Genomic DNA, 26,787 nt, shown 5'->3' with positions numbered 1-26,787 from the left:
AAGACGTGGTCGCTGGGGGCCGCCGCCTACTGCTCAAGCATAGTCGGCATGCTTCAGTACAGCGGCGGCGTGTACCAGACGCCTGCCTCGCACTGCTAAACCAGAGCCCTGCAGGCCCCGCCCGCCAGGGCGGGGCCTTGCCCTCAGTGCCGCTCGCCTTGACCTGACCACGCAAGGAACCACGCCATGTTCTCCGCGATCTTCCAACACCACATCGGCTATCTGGTCGTGTGCACATTGATCGGCCTCATTTGCGGCGGCCTAGCATGGACGGTCGCCCATAAACGAAGAAACCCTCATGGCGCATGGTGGTCCGGACTTGTCTTTACTCTCACCGGCGTCCTCGGGGTCACGTTTATGGGCGGCGGCTCGGCTAGCGGCGTGTGTGTCATTAACCATAAGTTCGCCGAGCCCTTCCATACGACGCAAGGGCTGTGGAACCTTGCGATGATGGTGCCCGTCGGGGCATGCGCACTCTTGGCCATCCGTCGCCCGCTTCCTGTTCTGTTCGGCGTCGTCGCGCTACCCCTGGCCATCGAGTTCACTCAAGCCACCGTTAATGGCCTGGGGCGCGTATGTGATAGCTCGGACGCCGAGATGAATATTATCGGTGGTTTGATAGGGCTTGCCATCGCTGCGATTTCCCTCGCAATCGGCAGCTCGCTGACCTGGCAGGCAGGCATGAAGGGGACTTTGATTGCCTTCGCGGCACTGCTCCTCTTGGGATCGGGAGTTGCGCGCCCGATGCTGGACTTCACAAACGTGGACGGTAGCAGCCTCGCCGACGCAGACTCCGAGCAGAAGGAGGCCGTTCAGGCCGCCGTAAAAGAGGCATTCGGCGACCGTTACAAGATCGGACAGGTGTACGAGCAGCCGTGTGGGGTCCCCTCATGCACCAACATCACCTTCAACCTGCACAGCCGGGAAGAGGGACACCCCGAAGCCTACGGTAGCGGCAGCCTTTCCTGGCCGGACAAAAAGCACCTGAATATACAGTTGGAGAACAGCGACCGGTCGACTGTCATGGGATACCCGGTGGCAGGCGCGAAAGCACCGTTTACCGATATAGAAGCCTCGCGAATCGCGAAGTCTTACGCCCAGCGAAAGTATCCGTGGGCTATAAGTGCGACCATGAAGGAAACGTTCCCCGTAGGGGAAAAGGCCGCGCTTGGCTGGATGACGAACTGGAGATGGACTCACAACAACGTTCTGATGCCCAGAATGCTGGACGTCCAGGTAGATAGGGCTGGACATGTTTCTCAGATTGACGTCACCCTTGGTCCGACTCGGGCAGAGATCCCCAAAGCCAAGCTTGACGCCAGGCAGGCCGAAAAGGCAGTAAGCGAAGCGGTAGCCGTACGGCTCCGAGCCAATGGAAACACTGGCGCAGAATTCCACACAAAAGCTGTTACTGTAAAAGCGGTCGAGCAAGACGGTAGTTGGCAACCGAATTGGCTTGTGAACCTGACGTGGCCCAGCGATGGGATGAGCGGTGATTCGCAGGCGGAGACGGCTGTTGATATGTACCGCGTGAACGCCATCACTGGGCAGGTGTACGACGCATCCGGACAGCCCCTCAAAGTCAGCTGACGCCCCCTATCGATGAGTCCCGACCCTCGACCGCTTCGTGAGCACTCCGGCCAATATTGAGAGATTGTGAAAGAGGAGCGTCAGGCTCCTGGTGGAGCAGCCGTTCCCGGACGCGGCGGCCGACGCCACGATGGTGCGCCCCCTTCAAGGGTTCCTGAGCGACCGTCAGCATGGCTGACGGCTTCCGCGGAGGGCGGAACAGCAGACAGGTGGCGACAACGGGTGGAGCGGGGCGAGGCCGGGCGGAGTCTCAGGGCGGTGGCAAGAAGGCCAGGGCTGCCGCGAGCAGGGTTGTGTGCCGGGGGTGATCGTGACGAGGTCCGGGGGCGAAGTGGGCACCCCCCCATCTCGCCGCCGACCGGATCGCCGCCCACCTGCTCGGCCTCTGGGGCCTGCCCGCGGACGCCGGTGTCGATGAACGCGATGCCGCCGCCCGCGACCGCGGCCTGCGCAGCTTCACAGCGGCGGTTGAGACCAACCGGGCCTTCTACCTCGGCGCGCTCACCAGCGTCTTCTCCGCCACTTCCACCGGGGCGAGGGTCAGCGCCCGGACCTGACGCAACAGCAACGGCACGATCATGGCGGCCACGATGGCGGCGGCCCCGGCGGCGAGTGTCGCCCGCACCCCGAAGTGCGCGCTCGCCGGCCCGGCAGTCAGATACCCCAGCGGGACCGGCAACACCTGACCGAGCGTGGAGTACGACATGATCCGGCTCAGCTTCTCCTCGGGGACGCGCTCCTGGACCAGGCTCGCCCAGACCGTCATGCTCAGGGACAGACCGGTCCCGGCCGCGCACGCGGCGAACGCCACGAGCACGAGCGGCAGATGGGCGGCCATCGCCGCCAGCGGCAGCGACATCGCGCCCGTCCCCACGCACACCACCACGCCGACGCGCCGCACCTTCCATGTCAGGGCCGCACCAGCGCCGAGCACCAAGCCGCCGGTGAAGGCGCTGACCACCAGCCCCCACCCCGCGGCGCCGCCCAGATAGTCCTTGCCGTAGACCGGCCCGAGCATCTGGTAGCCGACCAGCCACACCGGCACGACGACGGCGCCCTGAAGCACCATCACCCACAGCCAGCGCCGCGACCAGAAGTCGTCCCATCCCTCCCGCAGATCAGCCACGAACCCGGTGCGTACCTTCGCCTTCGCGGGCGCCAGGTCGAGACGAGCACACAGAACGGCCGCGCCCGCGAACGTGAGCGCGTCCCAGCCGATCACCCAGCTCGACCCGACGGCGGCGACCAGGACGCCGCCCACCGCAGGACCCGCGATCTTGACCATGTTCTGGCCGATCTTGAGCAGGGCGTTCGCCGAGTACCGCATCTCGGCCGGTACCACGTCCACCACGACGCCGCCTGCTGCCGGGGTGAAGAAGCTGCTCGCCGCTCCGCACAAGGCGGACACCGCCACCAGATGCCACACCTGCGCCGTACCGGACCACAGCAGGACGGCCGCGACGCCCTCCACCGTGGCGCTGAGGACATTCGTCCATACCATCACGGCGGCGCGCGACCACCGGTCGGCGACCACACCGCCGACCAGCAGGAGCAGGATCTGCGGCGCCATGCTGGCCGCGAGTACCAGACCGAGTCCGGCTGCCCCTCCGCCGAGGTGCAGCACCGCGAACGCCATGCCGATCGGAGCCACGGACGAGCCGGTCCAGGACAGCATCCGGGCCGTGAAGTGCAGTCGGAACGCGCGGACGGCGAGCGGCGCCCCCGCTTCCCTGAGCCTGGTGCGCAGTCGTATGCGTGGCACCGGAGAAGAGCTGCCCCGAACCGGCCACCACGGCATGCGCATGATCCAACTCCGCCCAGCAAGCACGAGACCCGGCACCAGAACGGCACCGGGACAGGCGCCAACCCTAGGGCAACAGGGAGATCACCTGTCGCCGATGCACCACGATGCCCACCCTCTTCGGCAGCCGTCAGCGATCGGCCACGGCGTTGGCGGTGCGATCGGCGCGAGGTAGAGCAGGGTCCTTGCCGCGGTCGGTTTTGTGATTTCCCCCACCTGACCGGAATGGGTCGGTTACGCTCCGCTACATGGTGCACATCCGCGAACTCGACCCGAGCGCATCGCCGTTGGACTACTTCGGCTACGAGCTGCGCCGAAAACGGGAAGAAGCGGGGCTGACGCAGAAGGAACTCGGCGGGATCGTCTTCTGCACGGGGTCACTGATCGGCCAGATCGAGACCACGCAGAAGGTACCGACGAGAGAGTTCGCCGAACGGGTGGACGCGGCCCTGATGACCGACGGTTGCTTCACTCGGTTGGTGGGGCTGGTGCTGCGCAGCCAGTTGCCTACGTGGTTTCAGCCCCACGCGGAGATGGAGGCGAAGGCCGGCTACATCTCCACCTATCAGTGCCAGCTGGTGTACGGGCTGCTCCAGACGCAGGCGTACGCGGCGGCTCTGCTGGAGGTGGACTACCCGGATCGGGTCGTGGAGATGGTTGCGGCACGGATGGAGCGGCAGCGCATCCTGAAGCGGGAGCAGTCACCGGTCCTGTGGGTGGTCATGGACGAGTCGGTGTTGCTCCAGACGGTCGGCGGCCGTGCGGTGATGCGCGAGCAGCTAGAGCATCTGCTGACCTTCCGGGACAACCCGTGGGTGCATCTCCAAGTGCTGCCGTTCGAAGTTGGGGCGCACACGGGCATGAGAGGCGCGTTCACACTGCTGCGCTTTGACGGCGACCCCGATCTTCACTACTCCGAGAGTTACGACCAGGGGCACATGACGGCCAATCCATCACTGATCAGGGAGCGTTCCGTCGGTTACGCTCGTTTGCAGGCCACCGCCCTCTCTCCGGAGGACTCGGCCGACCTGATCGCTGGCGTGTTGGAGGACCGTTATGGAGACCAGTCAGCAGACGAAGTCTGTGATGTGGCGTAAGTCCAGCTACAGCAGCACCAACGGCGGTGAGTGCGTCGAGGTCGCCGACCTCGGCGGCCAGGTCGCCGTCCGTGACTCCAAGGACCTCCAGGCGGGGCGGTTCGCCGTCGCGCCGGAGGCATGGACCGCGTTTCTGCGTGACCTGAAGTGACCTAGAGCGACCCCCTGTGTTGGAGGAACGCTATGGAGAACGGCCAGCAACTCAGCACCGTGACGTGGCGCAAGTCCAGCTACAGCGGCAACACCGGCGGCGATTGCGTTGAGGTCGCCGACCTCTCCGCGTTCGTCGCCGTCCGGGACTCCAAGAACCCCGAGGCGGGCCGGTTCGCCGTCGCGCCGCAGGCATGGGGCGCCTTCTTGCGTCACCTCAAGTGAGCTGACCACACACGGCAGAACGGGCACAGGCACCACGAACGCCTGTGCCCGCGCTGTCGGCTTGGCCGGCCGAACCGTTCGGTCGAGACGCGAGGGCATCGGGGCCCGGCTGATGAGTGAGTTGCGTGGCATTGCCGCCGCACGCCCTGGCTGCACCCGCATGGAATGGATGACGGACCGGGTGAACTCGGACGCGCGCACCTTCTACCGGTCGCTCGGGTTCGAGGAGGACAACGAGAAGATCGTCTACCGGATCGGCACCAGCACGACGTGAGACTCCTGGCTCAGCCGAGGAATGTCGCCGAGATGTCGCCCTGGTCGCTGACGACCTCGACCTTCACGGTCTTCGTGGTGCGGAACTTCGCGTCCCAGTAGCGGCACTCGAACGTGTTGCCCTTCTCGGCCACGACGGAGGCGGGACAGGACAGCCGGTCGGCGGGGCCGGGCCGGCCGCCCTGGATGTCGGCCATCACCTGCCGCTCCAGTCCGTCCTGGTCCAGCACCCTCGGCTGGGGGTCCGCGCTCATCACCTTGACCGTGATCGCCACCGCGCAGCCGGCGACCACGACCGAGGAGAGCGCCAGCACCGTACGCGCGACGTTCCGTTGATCAGACACACGGACAGTCCTATCCGTCAGGCGGCCGGCCGGCAATCCGCCTGATCCGGAAAACCCCGGACCCTCCACCGCGGGCACACAAGCGCTCCGCTGGAAGGGCCGCGGTGTGCCGTCGGTCGTCTGCGGCGCCGTCGTGGCTGGTCGCGCAGTTCCCCGCGCCCCTTCGGGGCGCTGCCGTATCTCAGTGTGACGGTGACTGCTGGGTGACCGTCGGCGGGGGCTCCTGGTTCGCCCTCGCCGGGCCGGCGTTCGCGGCGGTGATCAGGGCGGCAGCCGCCAGTACGGCCGCGACCAGGCCGCGGGCGGCGGCGGTTCCCTTGAGCGAACGGAGCCGGAGGTGGGGGAATGCGGTGGGGCGTCCGTCACGCACGGATGAACGTCCGAGCACGGCTACCTCGCAACATCAGCGGCGTATTAAACATGCTTAACCCTCCGTTTAACCTAGGGGTTGAACGGGCCTAACGGCAAGGGGCCCAGGGGCAGTTGGGGGAGCCGCAGGATGCAGGAGCGAGACGATCCGGAGACCGTCGGACGACGGGTGCAACAACTGCGCACCGCACAGGGGCTGACGCAGCGGCAGCTTGCGGAACCCGCGTACACGCCCGCCTACATCTCCACCCTGGAGGCCGGGCGGGTGCGGGCCTCCGACGACGCGCTGCGGCACATCGCGGGCCGGCTCGGCGTCGCCTTCGAGGAACTGGCCATCGGACGGCCCGCGCACCTCGCGACCGATCTGCGGCTGCGGCTCACCGAGGCGCAGCGCACCCTGGCCACCGGGGCGGCCAAGGAGGCGGCCGGCCAGTACGCCGCCCTGTGCGCCGAGGCCGAGGCCCACGGGCTCGCCCACGAGCAGGCCACCGCGCTGCTCGGGCTCGGCGAGTGCGCCCTGGACACCGGCGACCTGGCCGAGGCGCGGGAGTACTTCGAGCGGGCCGAGAAACACATGGCCGAAGAGCCGCTGCCGGTCCGGGTGCCCGCCGTACGCGGCCGCGCCGTCGCCCACTACCTGACCGGTGAACTCCGGTACGCCGTCTATCTGCTGGAGTCCACCCTGGACGAGCTGAACCGGGGCGGGCTGCACGATCCCGACGCGCTGCTGCTGCTCTACGCCAGCGTCATCGGCCCCTACATGGACATGGGCGCCCAGGCCCGCGCCGCCCAGGCCGCCGAGTTCGCCCTCGCGCTCGCCCCGCAGGTCGCCGACCCCGCGCTTGTGGCCCGCATGCACCGCTCCGTCGCCCGCACCCTGCTCGCCGAGGGCCGGGTCGCCGAGGCCGACGCCTCGCTGGCCAAGGCCGCCGAGCTGTACCGCCAGCTGCAGATCCGTACCGAACTCGCCAACTGCCACTGGATGCGTGGCTACGTGTACGCGCAGGACGGCGAACTGGAGCGCGCCGAAGCCGAGTTGAGGGAGGCGCTGGCGATGCTGTCCGCCAAGCGCGCCGCCCTCTACAGCAGTCAGGTCGCCGTCGAACTCGCCGACGTGCTGCACCGGCGCGGCAAGTCGCAGGAGGCGGCCGAACTGCTGCACGGCGTGCTCGGCGACCTCTCCTCCGAGCGGGGCGCCGTGCACTCGGCCGGCGCACACCGGCTGCTCGGCATCATCGCCGAGGACGCCCGGGACACGGAGGCCGCCGAGGAGCACTACGTGCGCGCGCTGAGCCTGCTGGAACGGGCCGGTGCCGCCGGTGACCTCGCCGACCTGTGCCGGCTCCTCGGCGACCTGCTGCGCCGCACCGGGCGGGTGGAGGCCGCGCTGGACGCCTACCGGACCGGCCTCGGACACCGTACGGCCCCGGGCACCACCACCCTCGGTCCGGCCCCCGCACAACCGCCCTTGTGACGGACCACGGGCGGCGCACAGCGGCACCGGTTAGCCTGCCCGTGACAGCGGCACAGGGGCGGGAACGGCGTACGTGGAACAGCAGGCACATGCCGAGCACGGGGTGAGCGTGCGCCAGGCAGACGGATCCGGGCGCGGTCTTTGCGAGGGACGCGACACGGCTCCCGGCGGCGTGTTCCGGGGCGGGCTCGGGTTCGGCCTGCGCTTCGGGCTCCGTGTGCTCGTTCAGGTGGTCCTCGGCGGCGGCGCGCTTCTCGTGATCCTCGCAGTGGTCTCCGTCCTCGCACCGATGCTCGCCCTCGACCTCTACACCCCTCCGGTCGCCGCCTGGTGGACGGTGTTCACCGCGATCGCCGTGCAGGGGGTGCCCTTCCTGCTGCTGGGGACCGTCGTGTCCGCGGCCATCGGCGCCTTCGTGCCGGAACGGGTGTTCAGCGCCCTGCTGCCGCGCCGGCAGGCCCTCGCCGTGCCCGTCGCCGGTGCCGCGGGCATCGTGCTGCCCGGCTGCGAGTGCGCGTCGGTGCCGGTAGCGGGCAGTCTGATGCGGCGCGGGGTCGCCCCCGCGGCGGCCCTCGCCTTCCTGCTGTCGGCGCCCGCCATCAACCCGGTGGTGCTGGTCGCGACGTCCATCGCCTTCCCCGGGCAGCCCGAGATGGTCCTCGCCCGGCTCGTCGCCTCGCTCGCGACCGCCGTGGTGATGGGCTGGCTGTGGGCCCGCTTCGGCCGCGACGAGTGGCTGCGGACGCCGAAGCCGGGCGGGTCCGTCGAGGCATCCGGTCCCCGGGCCTTCCTCGCCGGACTCCAGCACGACTTCCTGCACGCGGGGGGCTTCCTGGTGGTGGGCGCGGCAGCGGCGGCCACCTTCAACATCGCCGTCCCGTGGTCCGTGCTGGACACGTTCACCGGTTCCGCCTGGGTGTCGGTGGCGGTGCTGGCCGTGCTCGCGGTCGTGCTGTGCGTGTGCAGCGAGGCGGACGCGTTCGTCGCGGCCTCGCTCAGCGCCTTCTCGCCCACCGCCCGGCTGGCGTTCATGGTGGTGGGCCCGATGGTCGACCTGAAGCTGATCGCGCTCCAGGCGGGCGCGTTCGGCCGGTCCTTCGCTCTGCGCTTCTCCTCGGCGACCTGGGTGGTGGCCGTGACGAGCAGCGTCCTGACGGGGTGGTGGCTGCTGTGAGACGGTACGGACCCGCCGTGCTGCTGGTCCTGACGGGCGCCGCGGTGCTGCGCATCACGGTCTTCGGCAACCTGTACCTGCGCTACGTCCAGGCGGCCCTGCGCCCCTATCTGATCGTTTCCGGGGTGACGCTGGTGCTGCTGGGCCTGACGGCGGCGCTCCTGACCGGCCGGACCCCGCCGCGACACGGGGAGCCGGGCGCCGAGGCCGACCACCACGGCCACCGCCACGGCCCGGCCGGTCCCCGCGTCGCCTGGCTGCTCGCGCTGCCCGCGCTCGCCCTGCTGTTGTTCCCGCCGCCCGCACTCGGCTCCTACAGCGCCGAGCGCGAGGCGGCCCAACGGGCGGCCCAGGGCGTCGGCACCTTCCCCGCGCTGCCGTCCGGAGACCCGGTCGACCTCACCCTGGGCCAGTTCACCTCCCGTGCCGTCTACGACAGCGGGCGCTCGCTCGCGGGCCGCACCGTCCGGCTGACCGGCTTCGTCACCCGCGGCGACGGCGGCACCTGGTACGTCACCCGGCTGCACGTCACCTGCTGCGCCGCCGACGCCACCACCAGCAAGGTCGAGGTTCGCGGTGCCGCCGCGCAGAGCCCGCCGCCGACCGACACCTGGGTCACCGTCACCGGCACCTGGCACCCGACGGGCGCGCTCGGCACGGACGCCGCCTGGCCGCCCGTGCTGACAGCCGGCTCGATACGGACGGTCCGGCAGCCCGCGGACCCCTACGAAAAACGCTGAGAAGACGTCCCGTCAGGCCCCCGCCCGGCCCTGCTCCCGGATGCGGAACCGGCGTTCTTGGCTGTGGACCCGGCGTCAGGTCTGGGTCCGGCCCTGGTCCCGGATGTCGGTCAGCCGCTCGGCGCCGCGTTCCACCGCCTGGTCGGTGGCGTCCTCGGACACCTCGCCGAGGGTGCCGTTGGTGACGACGATCGCGTCCTCGCCGACCCGTACCGCGGCGACCTCAAGGGTGAGCGCGGAGGACTCGTCGTCCTCGGACGTGCCCTCGCCGGTCAGCGTGATGCGCAGACCCTGTCGGGCGTCGCCGACCTGCGGCAGCTCGATGTCCGAGACCTGGACGTCCAGTTCGCCCGCGCTCTGGGACTCCGCGGTGAACCGGCCGCACGTCTGCGGCAGGCCGTTCAGCCAGGCCAGCGTGCGGTTCACCGCCTGCGGGCCGCGGGTGGCGACCTGGTAGCGCAGCTGCGCTTCCGCGTCCCCGTCGTCGAGCGCGGTCACCGCGTGCGTACCGGGCGCGTCGCCGAACAGGTTCTCGGTGTACAGGGCGTCCATCAACTGCTGGCACTCGGGCATGTCGGTGACCGCCTTCAGCAGCCCGTCCCGCCAGGTCGCGGCGCCCTGTGTCGGTCCCCAGGACGCGCCGAGGTCGGCCACGGTGATCAGCGCGTCCCGCGCCTGCGCCGCGGTCAGGTCGGGCGTCTCGCCCTCGGCGCGCCGCCCGGCCGAGGGCGACGGTACGGCACCGGGTTCGGCCGCCGCCCGCTCCGGCTCCCTGGCGAGGCACCCGGGGACGGTGAGCAGCGTGGCGGCGGTGAGCGCGAGAGAACAGACGGCGCGGAGGCGGGCCGGGGGCAGGGACATCGCGGGCTCCTGGGGCCGGTGACCGAGGCCGAGTCTCCTCGTTCCTCGCCTGATCGTTTCCCCCACGCCACCACCCGCAGGACCCGCCCACCACCCGGACGATCCGACCGGGTGACCCCCACCCGAAAACCCCTGGCCGGCCCGCCCTCCCGGTTGCTACGGTCCCGGCATGAAGCGCGCCAAGCCGCGGCCGTCGGCCACGACGACGCCGGAGTCCGTCCCGGCGCGCTGACACCTGATCCAGTCCGAAGCCCCGGGGCGAGTGCCCCGGGGCTTCGTCGCGTGGTCACTCGCCTCCGTCGCGAGGAGACGACCATGCACGACCACCGCAGGCTCGGCCGTGAGCTGGAACTGTTCGACACCGACCCGCTGATCGGCGCGGGACTGCCGTACTGGCTGCCCGCCGGCGCCGTCGTCCGGCACACCCTGGAGGAGTACGTCCGGGACGCCGAACGCCGCGCCGGGTACCGGCACGTGTACTCGCCCGTGCTCGGCAAGCGCGAGCTGTACGAGATTTCCGGCCACTGGGACCACTACCGCGACGACATGTACCCGCCGATGCGGCTCGGCGCGGAGCAGGTCGTCCTGCGTCCCAGCCTCTGCCCCCACCACGCCCTCGTCTACCGCTCCCGCTCCCGCAGCTACCGCGAACTCCCCCTCCGCATCGCCGAGTTGGGTGCCATGTACCGGGCGGAGCTGTCCGGGGTGCTCGGCGGGCTGACCCGGGTACGGGCCATCCACCTCAACGACGCCCATGTCTTCTGCACCCTGGAGCAGGCCGCCGACGAGGCCCGAGGCGCCCTCGAACTGATCGCCCGCGCCTACGCCGACCTCGGCATCCGCGCCGCCCGGTACCGGCTGTCGCTGCCCGGCGAGGGCGGCAAGTACGTCGCCGACCCGGAGCTGTGGCGGCGGGCCACCGCCCTGCTGCGGCAGGTGCTCGCCGCGTCCGGCCTCGATCACGAGGAGGCAGAGGGCGAGGCCGCCTTCTACGGGCCCAAGATCGACGTACAGGTCGTGGACGCGGCCGGCCGCGAGGCCACCCTCTCCACCGTCCAGATCGACTTCCACCAGCCCGCCCGCTTCGACCTGCACTACATCGGCGCCGACGGGGCGCGGCACCGGCCGGTGATGGTGCACCGCAGCATCATCGGCAGCGTGGAGCGGGCCGTGGCGCACCTCGTCGAGGAGCACGGCGGGGCGCTGCCGGCGTGGCTCGCGCCCGTACAACTCGTCGTGCTGCCGGTCGCCGAGGCCCAGCAGGAGCGCGCCCGCGCGGTGGTGCGGGAGGCATGCGACCGGGGGCTGCGGGCCGAGGCCGCCGGCCCGGAACACGGCAGTCTCGGCGCCCGCGTCCGGGCGGCCCGGCTCGTCCCGTACCAGGCCGTGATCGGTGAACGGGAGGCCGACGGCGGGCTGGCGGCCCTGCGGCTGCGGGACGGCCGCCGCGTCGGCCTTTTGCCCGTGGACGACCTGCTGCGCCGGATCGCTGCGCGGCTGGAGGCACGGGGGACCGTGCTGTGGGAGTGAGGTGCGGGGCGTTGTGGGCGCGCTCCGGGGAGGGGGGTTGGGTCGTCTGGCGGCTGCGGGTGCGTTGTGGCGCGCTCCGGGGAGGGGGCTTGGTTGTCCGGCGGCTGCGGCTTTGTTGTGGCTGGTCGCGCAGTTCCTCGCGCCCCTTCGGGGCGCTGAAACGTAGGCGGGGGCGCGTGGTGGGGTGTGGGGGCTCAAGTTGGTGTTGGGCGGCGGATCGTGGGCGCGAAAGTTTCGCTTTCTGGGCAATGTGGACAGAGATCCGGTAACCGCCGTCGACCAGGCTCGACCGTAGTCCGTGCGCAAGGGAGTTGGTGTGACCGACATCTCGTCAAAGAACCCCGACTGGTGGCGACAGGCCGTGATTTACCAGGTCTATCCGCGCAGCTTCGCCGACGCCGACGGCGACGGGCTCGGTGACATCCGGGGCATCACCGAACGCCTCACCCATCTGAGCACACTCGGCGTCGACGCCCTGTGGCTCAGCCCCTTCTACCCCTCCGAACTCGCCGACGGCGGCTACGACGTCGCCGACTACCGGGACGTCGACCCGCGCCTCGGCACCCTGGACGACTTCGACGCCATGGTCGCCGAGGCACACCGGCTGGGCCTGAAGGTGCTCGTCGACATCGTCCCCAACCACACCTCGCATCAGCACCCCTGGTTCCAGGAGGCGCTGCGCGCCGGCCCCGGCTCCGCCGCCCGCGACCGCTACGTCTTCCGGCCCGGCCGCGGTACGCACGGCGAACTGCCGCCCACCGACTGGCAGTCGGTGTTCGGCGGCAGCGCCTGGCGGCGGGTGCCCGACGGCGACTGGTACCTGCACCTGTTCGCCCCCCAGCAGCCCGACCTCAACTGGGACAACGAGGACGTCCGCGCCGACTTCCGCACCACCCTGCGGTTCTGGTCCGACCGCGGCGTCGACGGCTTCCGCATCGACGTGGCGCACGCCCTCGCCAAGGACCTCACCGAACCGCTGCGGGACATCGGCGACCTGGGCGCCATCGGAGAACAGGCCCTGGAACGGGTGCCGCCGGGCTCACACCCGTACTGGGACCGGGACGAGGTCCACGAGATCTACCGCGACTGGCGCAAGATCTTCGACGCCTACACCCCGCCGCGCACCGCGGTCGCCGAAGCCTGGGTCCCGGGCGCCCGCCGCGCCCAGTACGCCCGCCCCGACGAACTCGGCCAGGCATTCAACTTCGAGTACCTGGAGGCGCGCTGGGACGCGGACGAACTGCGCCGGGTCATCACCGACTCGCTGGCCACGGCCCGCGCCGCGGGCGCCTCCGCCACCTGGGTGCTGTCCAACCACGACGTGATCCGGCACGCCTCCCGGCTGATGCTGCCGCCCGGCACCGACGCCAACGCCTGGCTGCTGTCCGGCGGGCACGCGCCGGCCGTCGACGCGGCGGCGGGCCTGCGCCGGGCGCGCGCGGCGACCCTCCTCATGCTGGCGCTGCCCGGCTCCTCGTACGTCTACCAGGGCGAGGAACTGGGCCTGCCCGAGGTCGCCGACCTGCCCACCGTGGTGCTCCAGGACCCGATCTGGGAACAGACGGGCCATGTCCGCAAGGGCCGCGACGGCTGCCGGGTGCCGCTGCCGTGGACGACGACCGGTCCCTCGTACGGCTTCGGGCCCGGCGCCGCCTGGCTGCCGCAGCCGGCCTGCTTCGCCGGGTACGCGGTCGAGGCACAGGCCGGTACGGCGGGCTCCACGCTGGAGCTGTACCGCACGGCGCTGCGGCTGCGCCGCAAACTGCTGGACGGCGAGACGCTGACCTGGGCGCCGGACGCCCCGCCCGGAGTGCTGCACTTCGCCCGCTCGGAGGGCTGGCGGTGCGTGGCGAACCTGTCGGGTGCGCCGGTGCCGCTGCCGCCGGGTGAGGTGCTGCTCACCAGCGGGCCGCTGCCCGAGGACGCCACCGCGCTGCCCCCGGACACCACGGCCTGGCTCGGCGCGTAGCGGAACCGGGGCCGGGGCCCGGCTCCGGGTCGTGTCACCCCACCGTGGGGCTGCTGCTCGGCGGTGGGGTGAGGACCACCTGCGGGCGGCCGGGAGCCGGTGGCGGCGGGGTCAGGTCCGCGTCGGGCAGCTTCGGCGGGGTGGTCTCCTGGAAGAGCACCTGGTCGAAGTCGACCAGACCGGTCTTCTCCATGACCGAGATGTGGTCCAGGACCGTGGTGTTGGCCTGGTCCGCCAGCTCCCGTACGAGGGTGTTCTTCGTCTGGGAACGGATCTTCGCGACGGTGGTGAAGATCTGCCCGTGGGTCACCCTGAGGATGTTGGCGAAGTCGGAGTCGAACGTCCTGCCGCTGTCCGCGTTCAGCGTGTCGATGAAGCCCTGCTGCTGGGGGCTCGGCTGGTCGGGGATCGTGATGTCCAGCTGGGGGGCGATCTTCCGGCAGGTGGCGTCCAGCGCGGCGTGCCCGGCCACGAGGTGCGCTCCCGCGGTGCGCACGGCCTTCGAGGTGCTCTTCTTGAGCGCCATCTGCCCGACCGGGTACTCCCACAGCCCCGCCGCCCGCACCTTGACCACGAAGTCCCGGTCCGCCTCGGTCAGCGGCCCCCACTGCGTCTGCGCGATGACGCGTGAGGGCGAACTCGACACCGTGGACACCCCGAGCAGGCTCGGATAGGCGAGCGCCACGAGGGTCAGACTCAGGGCACCCCCCACGAAGACAGTCCCCGCAGCATTCCGCGAAACCCGCACCACGCCTCCCATCGCCCGACGGTCCCGCCCACAGGGACGGCCCCTGTGACCACCGACCAGTACGGCCCGGGCCCCCTCCCCGATCCTCTCCCCTTGGCAAAACCCGGCCCGCCGGGCAGACCCGGGTCAGGCGCCCGCCCTGGGGAGTCAACCGGCCGGGCGCCGCACCAGCGACGACCCACCGCACGCGTCAGCCGCAGGGCGTGGGGTGGCGGGGTGGCGGGATCGCGGGATCGCTGTAGGGGGGACGCGGTGTGATCCGGCGCGGGCCATCGGCCCCGCCCTGGGCTCGTCGGGCGTGGCCGTCGAGTGCCCGTTCCCGCCGTATGCGCCGCTCCGGCCGGGCATCCTGATCGGCGTCGGCGTCTTCGTGATCCGGGCGTCGGCCGCGTACCGGTCCGGCGGGTAACCGGCAGGGCGCCGTGGGCTGTTGTGGCGGATGGGGGAGTTCGTGCGCGAGGATGCCCCGGTGAACGAAGAGACAGCCCAGCGTCCCGCCCTGCCGTCGGCCCGGCCCTCGGCCCTGCTCGCGACGGCCCTGCTGCTCCTCGCCGGCGCCGCCTGGCTGGCCCGCGCCGTCTGGGAGATCAGACTCGCGGCGGCGGGCGAGCCGGCCTCGGGCCCGCCGGACCAGGGCGACGGCAACCATCGGCCGCTGACCTCACTGGAGGACGCGTACCACATCGTCGGCGCCGTGGGCGACGTCATCTTCGTGTTCTGCGCCGCCGCGTTCCTCGCCTGGCTGTGGCGGGTGCGCGACAACGCGCGTTCGCTGTCCGGCCGGCCGCCCAAGTACCGTGGATTCTGGGTCTACTTGGGCTGGATCGTGCCCGTCGTCAACCTCTGGGTGCCGCGCGGGCTGGTCGCGGACGTCCACCGGGCGGGCGCGCCGGACAAGCGGCTGCCGTTCGTGCTGAACGTGTGGTGGGCGCTGTGGCTGATCGGCATGCTGAGCGGGGTCGGCCTGCTCTACCAGGAATCCCGGGACGGGCTCATCGAACGCGCCTACACGGACGTGTGGCAGCTGCTGCTGTCCGACGCGGCGATCGTGGGCGCGGCCGTGGCCGCGGTGTTCGTCGTCCGGGCCGTCACGGCGGTCCAGGGCGAACGCACGGCGGCTGAACAGGTGTGAACCCGCCCTGGGTTCAGCCGGTGCCGTGGCCCGCGCGCAGGGCGCCCCGGACGTCACCGACCGGGACGGCAGGGCGCTGTCCGGCGACGCGTTCCCCTCCCTGGCCCCGGTCCTCGGACAGCTCGGCGGGGCCGGGTCCGGGCCGCGCGGCGCGGTGCAGCTCGTCGACCGGGCGACCGGCGAGGTGGAGCGCACGGAGGCCGCCTTCGGGAAGAAGCCCGCCGACGGGGCCGGCGGGCCGGTCGCCACCACGCTCGACGCCACCTGGCAGTCCGCCGCGGAGCGGGCCGTCGCCGAGGGCGCGGACGGCAGGAACGCCTCACTCGTCGCCCTGCGCATCGACGACGGCGAGATCCTGGCCCTCGCCAACTCCCCCTCGTCGGGCTTCAACCGGGCCGTCTCCGGCACCTATGCCCCCGGCTCCACCTGGAAGATCGTCACCAGCACCGCCCTGCTGCTGAAGGACGCCGTCGCGCCCGGTGACGTCGTGGACTGCCCCAAATACCTCACGGTCGGCAAGGAGTTCCACAACGTGGAGACCTCCGAGCACCGGGGCGCCACCTTCCTGAAGGACTTCACCGAGTCCTGCAACACCGCCTTCATCAGCCTGCGCGGCAAGCTCGCCGACTCGGAACCGGGCGACGTGGCGCGCACCTACTTCGGTGTCGGGCAGGAGTGGCACGTCGGCATCCCGACGTACGACGGGTCGGTACCGGTGCCCCGGGACGAGACCGAGAAGGCCGCCTCGATGATCGGGCAGGGCCGGATCCAGGCCAACCCGCTGATCATGGCGTCGGTCACCGCGACCGCGGTCTCCGGCACCTTCCACCAGCCGACGATCACCGGCCGGACCGAGGACACGACCAGCACGAAGCCGCTGCCCCGGAAGGTGGTCGGGCAGCTGCGGGAGATGCTGCGCGCGACCGTCACCGACGGGACGGCGCGGGTGCTGGCCGACCTGCCGGGCGACATCGGCGCGAAGACCGGCACGGCCGAGGTGTCCGACGACCCCGGCGGCGCGGACAACAACGGATGGCTGGTCGCCCATCGCGGCGACGTCGCCGTGGCCTGCGTCGTCGAGGAGGGGGTCACCGGCGGCGGCTCGGCCGGGCCGATCCTGCACAGCCTGCTGGCCGCGGTGCCCGGCGACCCGTCGTGACGGGGCCCGGGGGCGGTCACCGTACGTAAGGACACCCCTTGCGATTAATCACTGTGTGTAAGTGATCCCCTTCGTTGGGTAGTCGTCGCGGTGGCGGAATGCGAATTCTGCGCAACGATGGTGTTACTGACCGCAATGTTCCCTGCAAGGGGGTACCGATGGCTGTGGAAATCCCTCCCCTGGTGAAACCCTCCACGCTCAGGCAGCGCGGAGGGCTTCTGGGGGAATGCCTGGCGGAGTTCCTGGGGACGCTCGTCCTCGTCGCGTTCGGCTGCGGCTCCGTCGCGGTGGCGGTCGCGGGTCTTCCCGGGTCGGGCCGCACGTCGGGGCCCACGACCTTCTTCATCAGCGCCGGGGACTGGCTGCTGATCACCTGGGGCTGGGGCCTGGCCGTCGTCTTCGGCGTGTACGTGGCCGGCGGCGTCAGCGGCGCCCACATCAACCCGGCGGTGACGCTGGCGTTCGCGGTGCGCCGCAAGTTCGCCTGGGCCAAGGTCGCGCCGTACTGGCTGGCCCAGGTGGCCGGCGGCTTCGTCGGGGCGGCGCTGGTGTACGGCGTCTACCACGACGCGATCAACACGTTCGACCGGACGGTGTCGGGGCCGAAGACCAACGGGCACACGCTGACCACGTTCTCCATCTTCGGCACCTTTCCGGCGCCGTACTTCCACGGCGGGATCTGGGGGCCGCTGGTCGACCAGATCGTCGGCACCGCGTTCCTGGTCCTGTTCATCGTCGCCCTCATCGACCTGCGCAACACGGCCGTGCGGGCGAACCTCGGGCCGCTGCTGATCGGGTTCGCGGTCGTCGCCGTCGGCATCTCCTACGGGCCGAACGCGGGGTACGCCATCAACCCCGCGCGTGACTTCGGGCCGCGCCTGTTCACCTGGTTGGCCGGATGGAACCAACTCGCGCTGCCCGGGTCGCTGCCCGGCTCCTTCAGCGCGTACTGGTGGATCCCGATCGTCGGGCCGCTGGTCGGCGGGGTGGTCGGGGTGCTGGTGTACGACCTGTTCATCGGGGACGTGCTGCACATTCGCGCCGCGCAGGCGGAGCTTCCGGAACCGGGGCGCACCCGCGCGTAGCGCTCCGCTGGGTTGGGCGGGGTGGGGCGTCGGTTTGGTGCGGGTGTGTTGTGGCTCGGGCGGGATGGGTTGTCTGTTTGGTGCGGGTGTGTTGTGGGATCGGGTGGGATGGGTTGTCGGTTGGGTGCGGGTGTGTGGGGGCTTGTCGCGCAGTTCCCCGCGCCCCTTTGGGTGGGTTGCGTTTCGGGTGTGTTTATGGGGTGGCTGGGGTGGGGCGTTGTTGGGTGTGGCTTGCGTTGGGGCTGGTCGGGCCCGCGCGGGGGAGCCGCATGTTGGTACAGCCCGCGTCCGCTTTGGGGGGTGGTGTAGCGCCTACACTGGGGCGGCGTTGGGTTGTGGCTTGAGCTGGGTGGACGGGAGAGGGAGCTGTGGGGCGGTTTGCCGGGGGGTTTCAGGACCCGTCCGCCGAGGTGCTGGCGGAGGCTGCCGCCGCGTTCGGGCTGCTCGCCTCGACGGCACGGCTGCACATCATGTGGGCGCTGTCCCAGGGCGAGAGCGACGTCACCCATCTCGCCGACCGGGTCGGCGGGGCCCTGCCCGCGGTCAGCCAGCATCTGTCGAAGCTGAAGCTGGCGGGACTCGTCCGCTCCCGCCGCGAGGGCCGACGGCAGGTCTACTACGTCGACGATCCCGACGTCGTCACGGTCGTCCGGCTCATGGTCGGACAACTGGCCGCCCGCGCCGAGTTCCCGTCCGCACCGCCCCGCCGGGCGCACGGAACCGGTGGGTAAGCGCTTCGCCGGACCGGCCGGGACGGGCCCTCGTTCGACTGCGGGCGCGTTGTGGCTGGGCGCGCCCGCGCGGCGGAGCCGCAGGGTGACACAGCCCCGCGCCCTTCGGGGCGCGAGCGGCTCGGCCACGGCCCTTCAGGTGCTGCGGGAACTGGACACCGGGCCGCGCGGGCTGACGGAGGACGAGGCCGCGCAGCGGCTGGTCCACGCCGGGGAGAACACCCTCCCGGACCGGCAGGACGCCTCCTGGCTGCGGCTCCTCGTCCGCGGCGTCCGGGACCCGTTCACCGCGGTGCTGCTGTGCCTCGGCCTGGTCTCCGCCGCCGTGTTCGCCTGGGGCACCGCCTGTGTGATCCTGCTGCTGGTCGCCGTCAGCTGTGTGCTGCGCGCCTCCGGTGAGCACCGGGCTGACCGGTCCATGGCCGGGCTGCGCGATCTGGTCGCCACCACCTCCACCGTGCTGCGCCGCGCCGACGGGGCGACGGCGCCGGCCGCCCGGGAGATCCCGGTGGCGGAGCTGGTCCCCGGGGACATCGTGCGGCTCGGCGCCGGTGACCTGGTCCCCGCGGACGTCCGGCTGCTGCGGGCCGGCGGGCTGACCGTGCACCAGGGCGCGCTCACCGGAGAGTCGGCGCCCGTCGCGAAGAGCGCCGCCGACGCCCGTCACCCGGACGGCGCGACGGGGTTCGACCAGCCGCAGCTGTGCTTCCAGGGCAGCAGCGTCGTCTCCGGCAGCGCCACCGCCGTCGTCGTCGCCACTGGGGCGCACACCCGGCTGGCCGCGGCCGAGGGGCAGGTGGCCCGGCCGCGCGAGCCGAGCGCCTTCGAACAGTCGGTGAACGGCATCTCGTGGATCCTCATCCGTTTCATGCTGCTCACCCCTCCGCTGGTGCTGATGGCGGGCGCCGCCCTGCGCGGACGCGGCCTTGAGACCCTGCCGTTCGCCGTCGCCGTGGCCGTCGGGCTCACCCCGGAGATGCTGCCGGTCGTCGTCACCACCTGTCTGACCCGGGGCGCGGCCCTGCTGGCCCGTCACCACGGCGTGATCGTCAAGCGGCTCCCGGCGCTGCACAACCTGGGCGCCGTCGACACGCTGTGCCTGGACAAGACCGGCACCCTCACCCAGGACCGGCCCGTCGTGGAGCGGGCCCTCGACGCGGACGGCCGCGCCGACGCGGACGTACTGCACTGGGCTGCCGTCAACGCCTGGTGGACCCTGCACCTGGCCGACCTGCCCGCACCGGACGCCCTGGACGAGGCGGTCCTGGACGCGGCCGACGAGGCCGGCCTCCTGGCGTACGAGGGGGTGGCCGCCCTGCCGTTCGACCCCGTGCGCCGGCTGTCCACCGCGGTCGTGCGCACCCCGCACCGCCTCGGCACCCACACGCTCGTCGTCAAGGGCGCCGTGGAAGCCGTCCTGGAGCGCTGCGCGCTGGCCGACGAGGAACGCGCGCGGCTGGTGGACCTCGCCGACCGCACGGCGCACGAGGGGCTGCGGGTGCTCGCGGTCGCCACCGCCGAACGCCCCGCGCGCGCCCGCGACCACACCCCGGCCGACGAACGCGGGCTGACCTTCCGCGGCCTGGTCACCTTCCACGACGCCCTCGCGCCGACCGCCGCCGACGCGCTCGCAGCGTTCGCCGGGAAGGGCGTCGCCGTCAAGGTGCTCACCGGCGACCACCCGGGCACCGCGGCCCGCGCCTGCCGCGACCTCGGCATCCCGCTCGGCCCGGACGCCGTGCTGACCGCCGACCGGATCGACGGCCTCACCGACGCCGAACTCGCCGCATTGGCGCGGCGTACGACCGTATTCGCCCGCTGCACCCCCGAGCACAAGGCGCGCGTCGGGGCCGCGCTGCGGGCCGGCGGGCACACCGTGGGCTTCCTCGGGGACGGCGTCAACGATCTGCCCGCGCTGCGCGCCGCGGACGTCGGCATCGCCCCGCGCGACGCCGCTGACGTGACCCGGGAGAGCGCCGACGTCGTCCTCGCCGAGAAGGACCTCACCGCGATCGGGCACGCCATCGACGCCGGCCGGCACAGCGGCGGCAACGTCGCCGGATATCTGCGGATCACCTTGTCCTCCAACCTCGGCAACGTCATCGCCATGCTCGCGGCGGGCCTGCTGATGCCGTTCCTGCCGATGCTCCCGGCGCAGGTCCTGGTGCAGAACCTGTGCTTCGACACCGTCCAGCTCGCCTTCGCCTACGACCGCCCGCACCCGTCGGTGCTGCGCCGCCCCACGGTGCTCAGCCCGCGCGAGGTCCTGCGTTTCATCACCGGTTTCGGCCTCCTCAACGCGTTCGCCGACCTGGCCACGTTCGCCGTCCTCGCCGTGTCCCTGCACGGGCCGGGCACCGGCGACGACGAAGCGATCTTCCACTCCGGCTGGTTCACCGAGAACCTGCTCACCCAGGCCCTGGTGATGGTGCTGCTGCGCACCGGCCGCCGGCTGGTCGCGGAGCGCGCGCTCGGCCCGGTCGGCTGGGCGGCGACCGGACTGGCCGCCATCGGGATGGCCCTGCCCCCGTCGCCGCTCGGCCCGGCGCTCGGCCTGACCACGCTCCCGGGCGCGTACTACCTGCTCCTCGGGGTCGTCCTCGCCCTGTACGCCACCGCGCTGGTCTGGGCGCGGGGCCGCTACGAACGCTCACCCCTGCGCAGCGACTTCCTGAAGGAAGGGCTTCCTGAGCGGGCGCCCGAGGCCGGCCGGGGAAGGGCCGGCCGGCCGCGGGAGCGGGAGCGCGTGGGTCAGCCGCCCGCGCCGTAGGAGAGGTTGGAGCACAGGTCGTCGTCGGCCGAGCGGGCGTCGTCCGCGACCGAACCGGGCACGGCGGTCGGGGTCGGCGAGGCCGCGGCCGAGTCGGCGTAGGAGGCGCCCACGACCACGTTGAGGGCAGCCCCGCCGATCGCCTCCAGCCGCGCGCCGGGAAAGAGCTTGGCGGCCGTCTCGGCCTGGGTGCGCAGGCCGGGCCCGTACTGGACGACCGTGCCTGCGTACTGCCGGCTGCTCGCGTTGCCGATGCCGGTCACGGTGAAGCCGTGCCGGGTGAGCAGTTGCGCCGCCTCGGAGGCGAGGCCCCTGCTGGTGGTGCCGTTGTAGACGGCGAGGGACACGCCCTCGCCCGAGACGCCCTCGCCCGAGGCGGTCTCGGTGGGGCCGGTCTCGGTGGGGCCGGGCGAGGCCGCGTCGGTGGCCTTCGGCTTCCGCTTGCCACTGGCGTCCTTGCCGTCGATGGTGCGGTCGGCCCTGAGCGCGGCCCACAGGTCGGAGGCGTCCGGCTCGACGACCGCGACCCGTGAGCCCTCGTAGCGCCAGGGGATGGTGACGAACTTGGTGTTGTGCAGGTCTATGTCCTTCAGGGACATCGCGAACGAGATGAGCTTGTTCGCCGTGCCGAGTCCGGGGTCGACGGTCATCGACTTGGTGGCGGCGGTGGCCAGCGGCAGCAGCTTGCTCGGGGTCAGGCCCTCGCTCTTGATCTGCTTGAGGAGGCTGGAGACGAACGCCTGCTGGCGCTTGATGCGGCCGATGTCGGAGCCGTCGCCGATGCCGTGCCGGATACGGACGTAGTCCAGGGCCCGCTGCCCGGCGACGGTCTGCTCGCCCTTGCGGAAGACGAGGCCGCCGCGGGTGGGGCGGTTGGGGTTGAGGTCGTTCTGGTAGATGTCGTTGGGCAGGCACACCTTCACCCCGCCGACGACGTCGGTGAGCGCGGCGAAACCCTTGAAGTCGACGACGACGGTGTGGTCGACGCGCATCCCGCTGAGCTGTTCCACCGTGTTCTGGGTGCAGGCCGGGTTGCCCTGCCGGGTCTGCCCGACGGAGTACGCCGCGTTGAACATCACGTCGGTCTGCGTCTTCGTCCAGCTGCCGTCGGGCAGTCTGCACGGCGGGATGGTCACCAGGGTGTCGCGCGGGATGGACACGGCTATCGCATGCTGGTGGTCGGCGTAGACGTGGAGCAGGAACGCGGTGTCCGAGCGGCCTATGTCGTCCTTGCTGCCGCCGCCGAGCGCGGCGTTGCCGTCGGTGCGCGCGTCGGAGCCGATGACCAGGACGTTCTGGCCCTTGGACGCGGCGGCGTCCGGGCGGTTCCTGGACAGGCCGCCCGCGTCGAAGGTGGTGATGTCGCCGTTCAGCTTGAGGTAGATCCAGCCGAGGCCGGCCGTGCCGAGCACCACCAGGGCGAGGGTGACCAGCAGTGCGGTGCGCCACGGACTGCGTCTGCGGCCACGGGTCGCGCGCCGGCCGTGCGGGGCGCCGCGCCGGGACGGTGCGTCCCGGCGCCGGTGAGACGAGGGTGTGTCGACGTCTCTGGTGGTGGTCATCCGCGCGCCCTCATCCGTCCGACTCGTACAGACTCATACACAGGGGACGCCCCGCCCCACCCCATGGTTGTACAGTTGCGCAATGTAGCAACGATGGCAGATGGTACGCCGCCCGGGTCCGTGCCACTGCCCCGCGAGGAAAAGGGGAGGGCCGGATGCTCCGCAACGGACTGGAACCGTGGCACCTGCTGATCGTGGCGGTCGTGATCATCTTGCTGTTCGGTTCGAAGAAACTGCCCGACGCCGCCCGTGCGCTGGGCAAGTCGATGCGCATCCTCAAGAGCGAGGCGAAGGCAATGAAGACAGACGACGACTTCACCCCCGAGCGCCGCTGAAGCAAGGGGTTGGGCATGCGCCCCGTAGGGGCGCGGGGAACTGCGCGCCCAGCCACAACGAACCCGCACCCGAACCACAAGGCACCCCCACCCGCCCGCAACGCACCCTCCGCTCAAGCAAAGCTAAGGGCTGGCGATGTCGTACCCGTACCGCAACGGCTCCTCCTTCACCCGAAAGTCCCGCCGGTACACGAAAACCGCCTCAGCGCGAACCCCCGGCCGAGCTGGAGCATCCACGTCGCAGGGGAAGGTCACCTGGATCACCCGTGGCCGGCCGAAGACCCTCATCCGCAGCCCGTCCGCGGGCCCTCCGTCGAGCACCGCACTCTCCTGGACCGTCACATCGCTCGCATCCACGGCGACAGTTTAGAGGTTGCGCAAGTTTCCAGGAGTTGTGACCCCCGTCACGGCCGGGTTTACGAGTGCGACGACGGGTGACTACGGTGCCGGACGGGGACCGCAGCCGTTCCCCGCGTGACCGATGCGAAGGGGTGTTCCGCTCTGTCCGGTATCTCCGGGGCCTCCGGTTTCCGACGGGAAGGTACCGTCACCGACACGCCGCCCTCGGGCGGCCCCCGTCCGGAACCGGCCGCGCCGCCGGATCCCGGCGGCCGGCGTGACGCGTTCTTCGACAACGCGAAGTACGCGGCCATCGTGCTGGTCGCCGTGGCACACGCCTGGGAGCCGCTGCGCTCGGACAGCCGCGCCGTCACCGCCCTCTACATGCTGGTCTACGCCTTCCACATGCCGGCGTTCATCGTCATCTCCGGCTACTTCTCCCGGAACTTCGACGCGAGTCCGGCCCGGCTCAAGCGGCTGATCACCGGGGTCGCCGTGCCCTACGTGGTCTTCGAGGTCGCGTACACCTACTTCACGCGGTGGACGGACGACGCCCCGGACCGGCCGATCAGCCTGCTCGACCCGCTGTATCTGACCTGGTTCCTGGCCGCCCTGTTCATCTGGCGGCTGACCACACCCATCTGGAAGCTCGTGCGGTGGCCGCTGCCGGTCGCCCTCGGCATCGCGATGCTCGCCACCCTGACGCCGTCCATCGGCAAGGACCTCGACCTCCAGCGCGTCCTGCAGTTCCTGCCGTACTTCGTGCTCGGCCTGTGCCTGCGGCCCGAGCACTTCCGGCTGGTGCGGCGCCGCGCCGCGCGGATCGCGGCCGTGCCGGTGTTCGCCGTCGCGCCGGCCGTGGCGTACTGGGCGGTGCCGCGGATGAACTACGCCTGGTTCTTCCACCGCACGAGCGCCGAGCAACTGGCCGCGCCCTCCTGGTACGGGCCGGTGATGACGCTCGCCACCTTCGGCTGCTCGGTGACCCTGGTCGCCTGCTTCCTGGCCTGGATTCCCGGGCGCAGGCTGTGGTGCACCGCGCTGGGCGCGGGCACCCTGTACGGCTATCTCCTGCACGGCTTCGTCCTGCAGTGGTCCAAGCCCGCGGGCTGGTACGACCCCGAGTGGATCTACCGGCCGGCCGGCGCGGTGGCGGTGACGCTGCTCGCCGCGGCCGGGGTGACCCTGCTGTGCACACCACCGGTGCAACGCGTGTTCCGCTTCGTCATGGAACCGAAGATGGCCTGGGCGTTCCGCCCCGACCGCACCACCCCGCGCTGACCCTTCGGTCCGGGGTGTGCTTCGGCGCCGGGGCGGGGGTTACTTGGGCTGGGGTTGGGTGGGGTGGGTGGGGGGTGTGCCTGGCGCGTTGATGACGTCGACGTCACTGGCGCGGACGTAGGCGAGGCGGTGGCCGAACTGGATCTCGTAGTACTCCTCACTGCCCTTGACCACCGGGCTCGGTGAATAGACGAAGGTGGACCGGTCGGTGTAGGAGCCGGTCAGACGGGCCCCGGTGACATAGCGCTGGCCTGCGCTGATGGTGTACGGCAGCGGCGCCTCGGTCGCCTCCTCGATGTCCGCCGGGTAGGCGTCCCCCTCCGGCAGGGCACGCCCGTACACCGGGATCTCGGTCAGGCCGTCCTTCGGTGTCACCATCTTGCCCGCCGCGCCGACGGCCGTCGGGCTGCTCTTCGGGTTCTTGAACCACGCCTTGCGGCCCAGGTACCAGATCGCCGTCCACTCGCCCTGGCGTCCGGCGACCGCGTACGTCTGGCCGGCGGAGACCCGTGAGCCCAGGTCGTTGACGTCCGTGGTGGACCTCTCCCCGTCCGGGCGCCGGCCCCGGTCCTGGATCAGCGGGGCGCTCTCGCGCGGCTCGGTGTGCAGACGTACGGCGGAGGAGCCGTGCGGCGCGCACGGCAGGCCGTCCCCGGTGCAGCCCGTGTACGCCGGCCGGTGCGTGGCGTAGTCCGGCAGGATGGTCACCATCGCGCTGTCCGCACCGGCCGTGGCCTTCAGCGGCGCGCCGAGCAGGTCGAAATAGTGCCGCCAGTCCCAGTAGGGGCCCGGGTCGTCGTGCATGTCGGGAATGGTGTCGCCGGTCGGTGCGGGCACGTTGTCGTGGCCGAAGATGTGCTGCCGGTCCAGCGGAATGCCGTACTTCTGCGCGAGATAGCGCACGAGCCGGGCCGACGACCGGTACATCTCCTCCGTGTACCAGGCGTCGGGCTGGGTGAGGAAACCTTCATGCTCGATGCCGATCGACCGGGCGTTCACAAACTGGCTGCCCGAGTGCCACGCCTCGTCCTTGGTCCTGATGTGCTGGGTGATGTGGCCGTCGCTGGAGCGCACCGAGTAGTGCCAGGACGCCTCCGTCGGGTCCTGGATGGTCTTGAGCATGGAGTCCAGGGACGCCTCGGTGTCGTGGATGACGATGTACTCGATCTTCTCGTCGCGGGGCCGGTCGGCCAGGTCGTGGTTGCCGTACTCGTCGTCGAACTGGACGTACGGCGCGCTCAGCCAGGAGCAGGTCACCTCCTGCGGGCACTCGACCTGCTCGGGCCTGCCCGGGTCCTTCGGCGCCGGCTGCGGGCGCGGGCGCACGCTCGGCTGCGCGGCCAGGGTGACGTGCTGCCCCTCCTCGGTGGTGCGCTGCGCGCCCTTGCGGATCAGCGTGAAGACGTCGTTCGCGAAGGTCGTCGCCGTGGCGGCGTCGGTGGAGCCCGGGAACCGGGCCACCGCCTCCCACCAGTCGGCCGGGTTGTCGCTGAGCGGCTTGCCGAGCTCCCGCTGGGTCGCCGCCAGCACCGCGGCGCCGCCGCGCACGTTGGCGCCGGGGTCCGTGCGCACCCGTTCCGGCGGGGCGCCGATCAGCCGGGCGGCGCGGCGCAGTTCGGCCGGTTGCAGGGACGGGCGGCTCATCGGGAGCGGTGCCCGCGGCGGCGGCCCGGCGAGATTGCGGTCCTCGGTCCGTGGCGGGCCCGAGGAGGCGGTGGGCGGCATCCGGGCCCCGTCCACCAGGTGCATCGGCCCGTACCCGCCGGCGACGCTCGGGGCACCGGAGTGCGTGTCCCAGCGTGACTGCAGATAGGAGACGCCGAGGAGCACGCTCTGCGGCACGTGGTACTCCTTCGCGGCGGCCTGGAAGTCATGCTGCAGGCTCCGGTCGTCCGGCGTGTCGCCGCCACTGGGCGGGATGACCAGCAGGGGGAGCGCGAGCACCGACGACGCGGCCACACAGACCGTCAGCCGGCGGCCGCGCAGGGCGATGAGGACACGGGAGGCGACACGTTTCTTCATTGCAGGTGACTCCAACGGGCTCGTCG

21 protein-coding genes and 2 pseudogenes are annotated in these 26,787 nt (G+C 71.4%); 17 read left to right on the top strand and 6 right to left on the bottom strand.

What is annotated here, in order from left to right; genetic code table 11:
* The first annotated feature begins 186 nt into the window (after positions 1–186).
* Entirely contained in the window at positions 187–1,590 is a 1,404-nt protein-coding gene (locus AC27LF_RS38260) for a VanZ family protein (protein ID WP_479661576.1), read from the top strand.
* Positions 1,591–2,077: 487 nt separating this feature from the next.
* Here the strand turns inward: AC27LF_RS38260 and AC27LF_RS38255 are convergent, their stop codons facing one another.
* On the bottom strand, positions 2,078–3,352 hold the full coding sequence (locus AC27LF_RS38255) for an MFS transporter (protein ID WP_479661575.1): 1,275 nt from the start codon (positions 3,350–3,352) through the stop codon (positions 2,078–2,080).
* A 287-nt stretch (positions 3,353–3,639) separates the two neighbouring features.
* On the opposite strand from AC27LF_RS38255, the gene AC27LF_RS38250 reads away from it, so the two are divergent.
* From AC27LF_RS38250 to AC27LF_RS38235, 4 genes are all read left to right on the top strand, one after another.
* Positions 3,640–4,488: a helix-turn-helix domain-containing protein gene (locus AC27LF_RS38250; RefSeq protein WP_479661574.1), complete on the top strand. Its 849-nt coding sequence runs from the start codon at positions 3,640–3,642 to the stop codon at positions 4,486–4,488.
* A complete protein-coding gene (locus tag AC27LF_RS38245; RefSeq protein WP_479661573.1) occupies positions 4,478–4,639 on the top strand; it encodes a DUF397 domain-containing protein in 162 nt (53 codons plus the stop codon). Before AC27LF_RS38250 ends, AC27LF_RS38245 begins: the two co-directional genes overlap by 11 nt.
* A gap of 32 nt (positions 4,640–4,671) precedes the next feature.
* The gene (locus AC27LF_RS38240; protein WP_479661572.1) at positions 4,672–4,863 is read left to right on the top strand and encodes a DUF397 domain-containing protein; all 192 of its coding nucleotides are present in this window, start codon (positions 4,672–4,674) and stop codon (positions 4,861–4,863) included.
* Between the two features lie 61 nt (positions 4,864–4,924).
* On the top strand, positions 4,925–5,137 hold the full coding sequence (locus AC27LF_RS38235) for a GNAT family N-acetyltransferase (protein WP_479661571.1): 213 nt from the start codon (positions 4,925–4,927) through the stop codon (positions 5,135–5,137).
* Positions 5,138–5,147: 10 nt separating this feature from the next.
* Here the strand turns inward: AC27LF_RS38235 and AC27LF_RS38230 are convergent, their stop codons facing one another.
* The gene (locus AC27LF_RS38230; RefSeq protein ID WP_479661570.1) at positions 5,148–5,480 is read right to left on the bottom strand and encodes a DUF4333 domain-containing protein; all 333 of its coding nucleotides are present in this window, start codon (positions 5,478–5,480) and stop codon (positions 5,148–5,150) included.
* A gap of 499 nt (positions 5,481–5,979) precedes the next feature.
* On the opposite strand from AC27LF_RS38230, the gene AC27LF_RS38225 reads away from it, so the two are divergent.
* From AC27LF_RS38225 to AC27LF_RS38215, 3 genes are all read left to right on the top strand, one after another.
* A complete protein-coding gene (locus tag AC27LF_RS38225) occupies positions 5,980–7,323 on the top strand; it encodes a helix-turn-helix domain-containing protein (protein ID WP_479661569.1) in 1,344 nt (447 codons plus the stop codon).
* A 172-nt stretch (positions 7,324–7,495) separates the two neighbouring features.
* A complete protein-coding gene (locus AC27LF_RS38220; RefSeq protein WP_479661579.1) occupies positions 7,496–8,497 on the top strand; it encodes a permease in 1,002 nt (333 codons plus the stop codon).
* Positions 8,494–9,237 (top strand): TIGR03943 family putative permease subunit, encoded by a 744-nt coding sequence (locus AC27LF_RS38215; protein WP_479661568.1) that lies wholly within the window; start codon positions 8,494–8,496, stop codon positions 9,235–9,237. Before AC27LF_RS38220 ends, AC27LF_RS38215 begins: the two co-directional genes overlap by 4 nt.
* 75 nt (positions 9,238–9,312) lie before the next feature.
* Here AC27LF_RS38215 and AC27LF_RS38210 read toward each other — a convergent pair whose 3' ends face one another.
* Positions 9,313–10,098 (bottom strand): hypothetical protein, encoded by a 786-nt coding sequence (locus tag AC27LF_RS38210; protein WP_479661567.1) that lies wholly within the window; start codon positions 10,096–10,098, stop codon positions 9,313–9,315.
* A gap of 282 nt (positions 10,099–10,380) precedes the next feature.
* On the opposite strand from AC27LF_RS38210, the gene thrS reads away from it, so the two are divergent.
* Positions 10,381–11,628: a threonine--tRNA ligase gene (gene thrS, locus AC27LF_RS38205; protein ID WP_479661566.1), complete on the top strand. Its 1,248-nt coding sequence runs from the start codon at positions 10,381–10,383 to the stop codon at positions 11,626–11,628.
* Positions 11,629–11,944: 316 nt separating this feature from the next.
* Entirely contained in the window at positions 11,945–13,597 is a 1,653-nt protein-coding gene (locus AC27LF_RS38200; protein WP_479661565.1) for a glycoside hydrolase family 13 protein, read from the top strand.
* A 34-nt stretch (positions 13,598–13,631) separates the two neighbouring features.
* Here AC27LF_RS38200 and AC27LF_RS38195 read toward each other — a convergent pair whose 3' ends face one another.
* The gene (locus AC27LF_RS38195; protein ID WP_479661564.1) at positions 13,632–14,309 is read right to left on the bottom strand and encodes a DUF4142 domain-containing protein; all 678 of its coding nucleotides are present in this window, start codon (positions 14,307–14,309) and stop codon (positions 13,632–13,634) included.
* A gap of 505 nt (positions 14,310–14,814) precedes the next feature.
* On the opposite strand from AC27LF_RS38195, the gene AC27LF_RS38190 reads away from it, so the two are divergent.
* The 5 genes and pseudogenes from AC27LF_RS38190 to mgtA all read left to right on the top strand — a co-directional run bounded on the left by AC27LF_RS38190 (position 14,815) and on the right by mgtA (position 21,222).
* Entirely contained in the window at positions 14,815–15,477 is a 663-nt protein-coding gene (locus tag AC27LF_RS38190; RefSeq protein WP_479661563.1) for a DUF4328 domain-containing protein, read from the top strand.
* A gap of 46 nt (positions 15,478–15,523) precedes the next feature.
* Positions 15,524–16,636, top strand: a pseudogene (locus AC27LF_RS38185) (penicillin-binding transpeptidase domain-containing protein); the annotation flags it as partial.
* Between the two features lie 158 nt (positions 16,637–16,794).
* A complete protein-coding gene (locus AC27LF_RS38180; protein WP_479661562.1) occupies positions 16,795–17,721 on the top strand; it encodes an MIP/aquaporin family protein in 927 nt (308 codons plus the stop codon).
* A 368-nt stretch (positions 17,722–18,089) separates the two neighbouring features.
* The gene (locus AC27LF_RS38175) at positions 18,090–18,452 is read left to right on the top strand and encodes an ArsR/SmtB family transcription factor (protein WP_479661561.1); all 363 of its coding nucleotides are present in this window, start codon (positions 18,090–18,092) and stop codon (positions 18,450–18,452) included.
* An 85-nt stretch (positions 18,453–18,537) separates the two neighbouring features.
* Positions 18,538–21,222 carry a magnesium-translocating P-type ATPase gene (mgtA, locus tag AC27LF_RS38170; RefSeq protein WP_479661560.1) on the top strand — a complete coding sequence of 895 codons (2,685 nt, stop codon included), beginning with the start codon at positions 18,538–18,540 and terminating at the stop codon, positions 21,220–21,222.
* Here the strand turns inward: mgtA and AC27LF_RS38165 are convergent.
* The gene (locus AC27LF_RS38165; RefSeq protein WP_479661559.1) at positions 21,204–22,784 is read right to left on the bottom strand and encodes an LCP family protein; all 1,581 of its coding nucleotides are present in this window, start codon (positions 22,782–22,784) and stop codon (positions 21,204–21,206) included. The genes mgtA and AC27LF_RS38165 overlap by 19 nt on opposite strands.
* 155 nt (positions 22,785–22,939) lie before the next feature.
* Between AC27LF_RS38165 and tatA the strand changes: the two are divergent.
* Both tatA and AC27LF_RS38155 read left to right on the top strand, forming a co-directional pair.
* Positions 22,940–23,095: pseudogene (gene tatA / locus AC27LF_RS38160) on the top strand (Sec-independent protein translocase subunit TatA); the annotation flags it as partial.
* Positions 23,096–23,620: 525 nt separating this feature from the next.
* Positions 23,621–24,739 carry an acyltransferase family protein gene (locus AC27LF_RS38155; protein ID WP_479661578.1) on the top strand — a complete coding sequence of 373 codons (1,119 nt, stop codon included), beginning with the start codon at positions 23,621–23,623 and terminating at the stop codon, positions 24,737–24,739.
* A 39-nt stretch (positions 24,740–24,778) separates the two neighbouring features.
* Here the strand turns inward: AC27LF_RS38155 and AC27LF_RS38150 are convergent, their stop codons facing one another.
* Positions 24,779–26,761 (bottom strand): N-acetylmuramoyl-L-alanine amidase, encoded by a 1,983-nt coding sequence (locus tag AC27LF_RS38150; protein WP_479661558.1) that lies wholly within the window; start codon positions 26,759–26,761, stop codon positions 24,779–24,781.
* Positions 26,762–26,787 lie beyond the last annotated feature (26 nt).

The organism is Streptomyces diversicolor, assembly GCF_057537855.1.
This window is presented reverse-complemented; position numbering and strand designations above follow the sequence as displayed.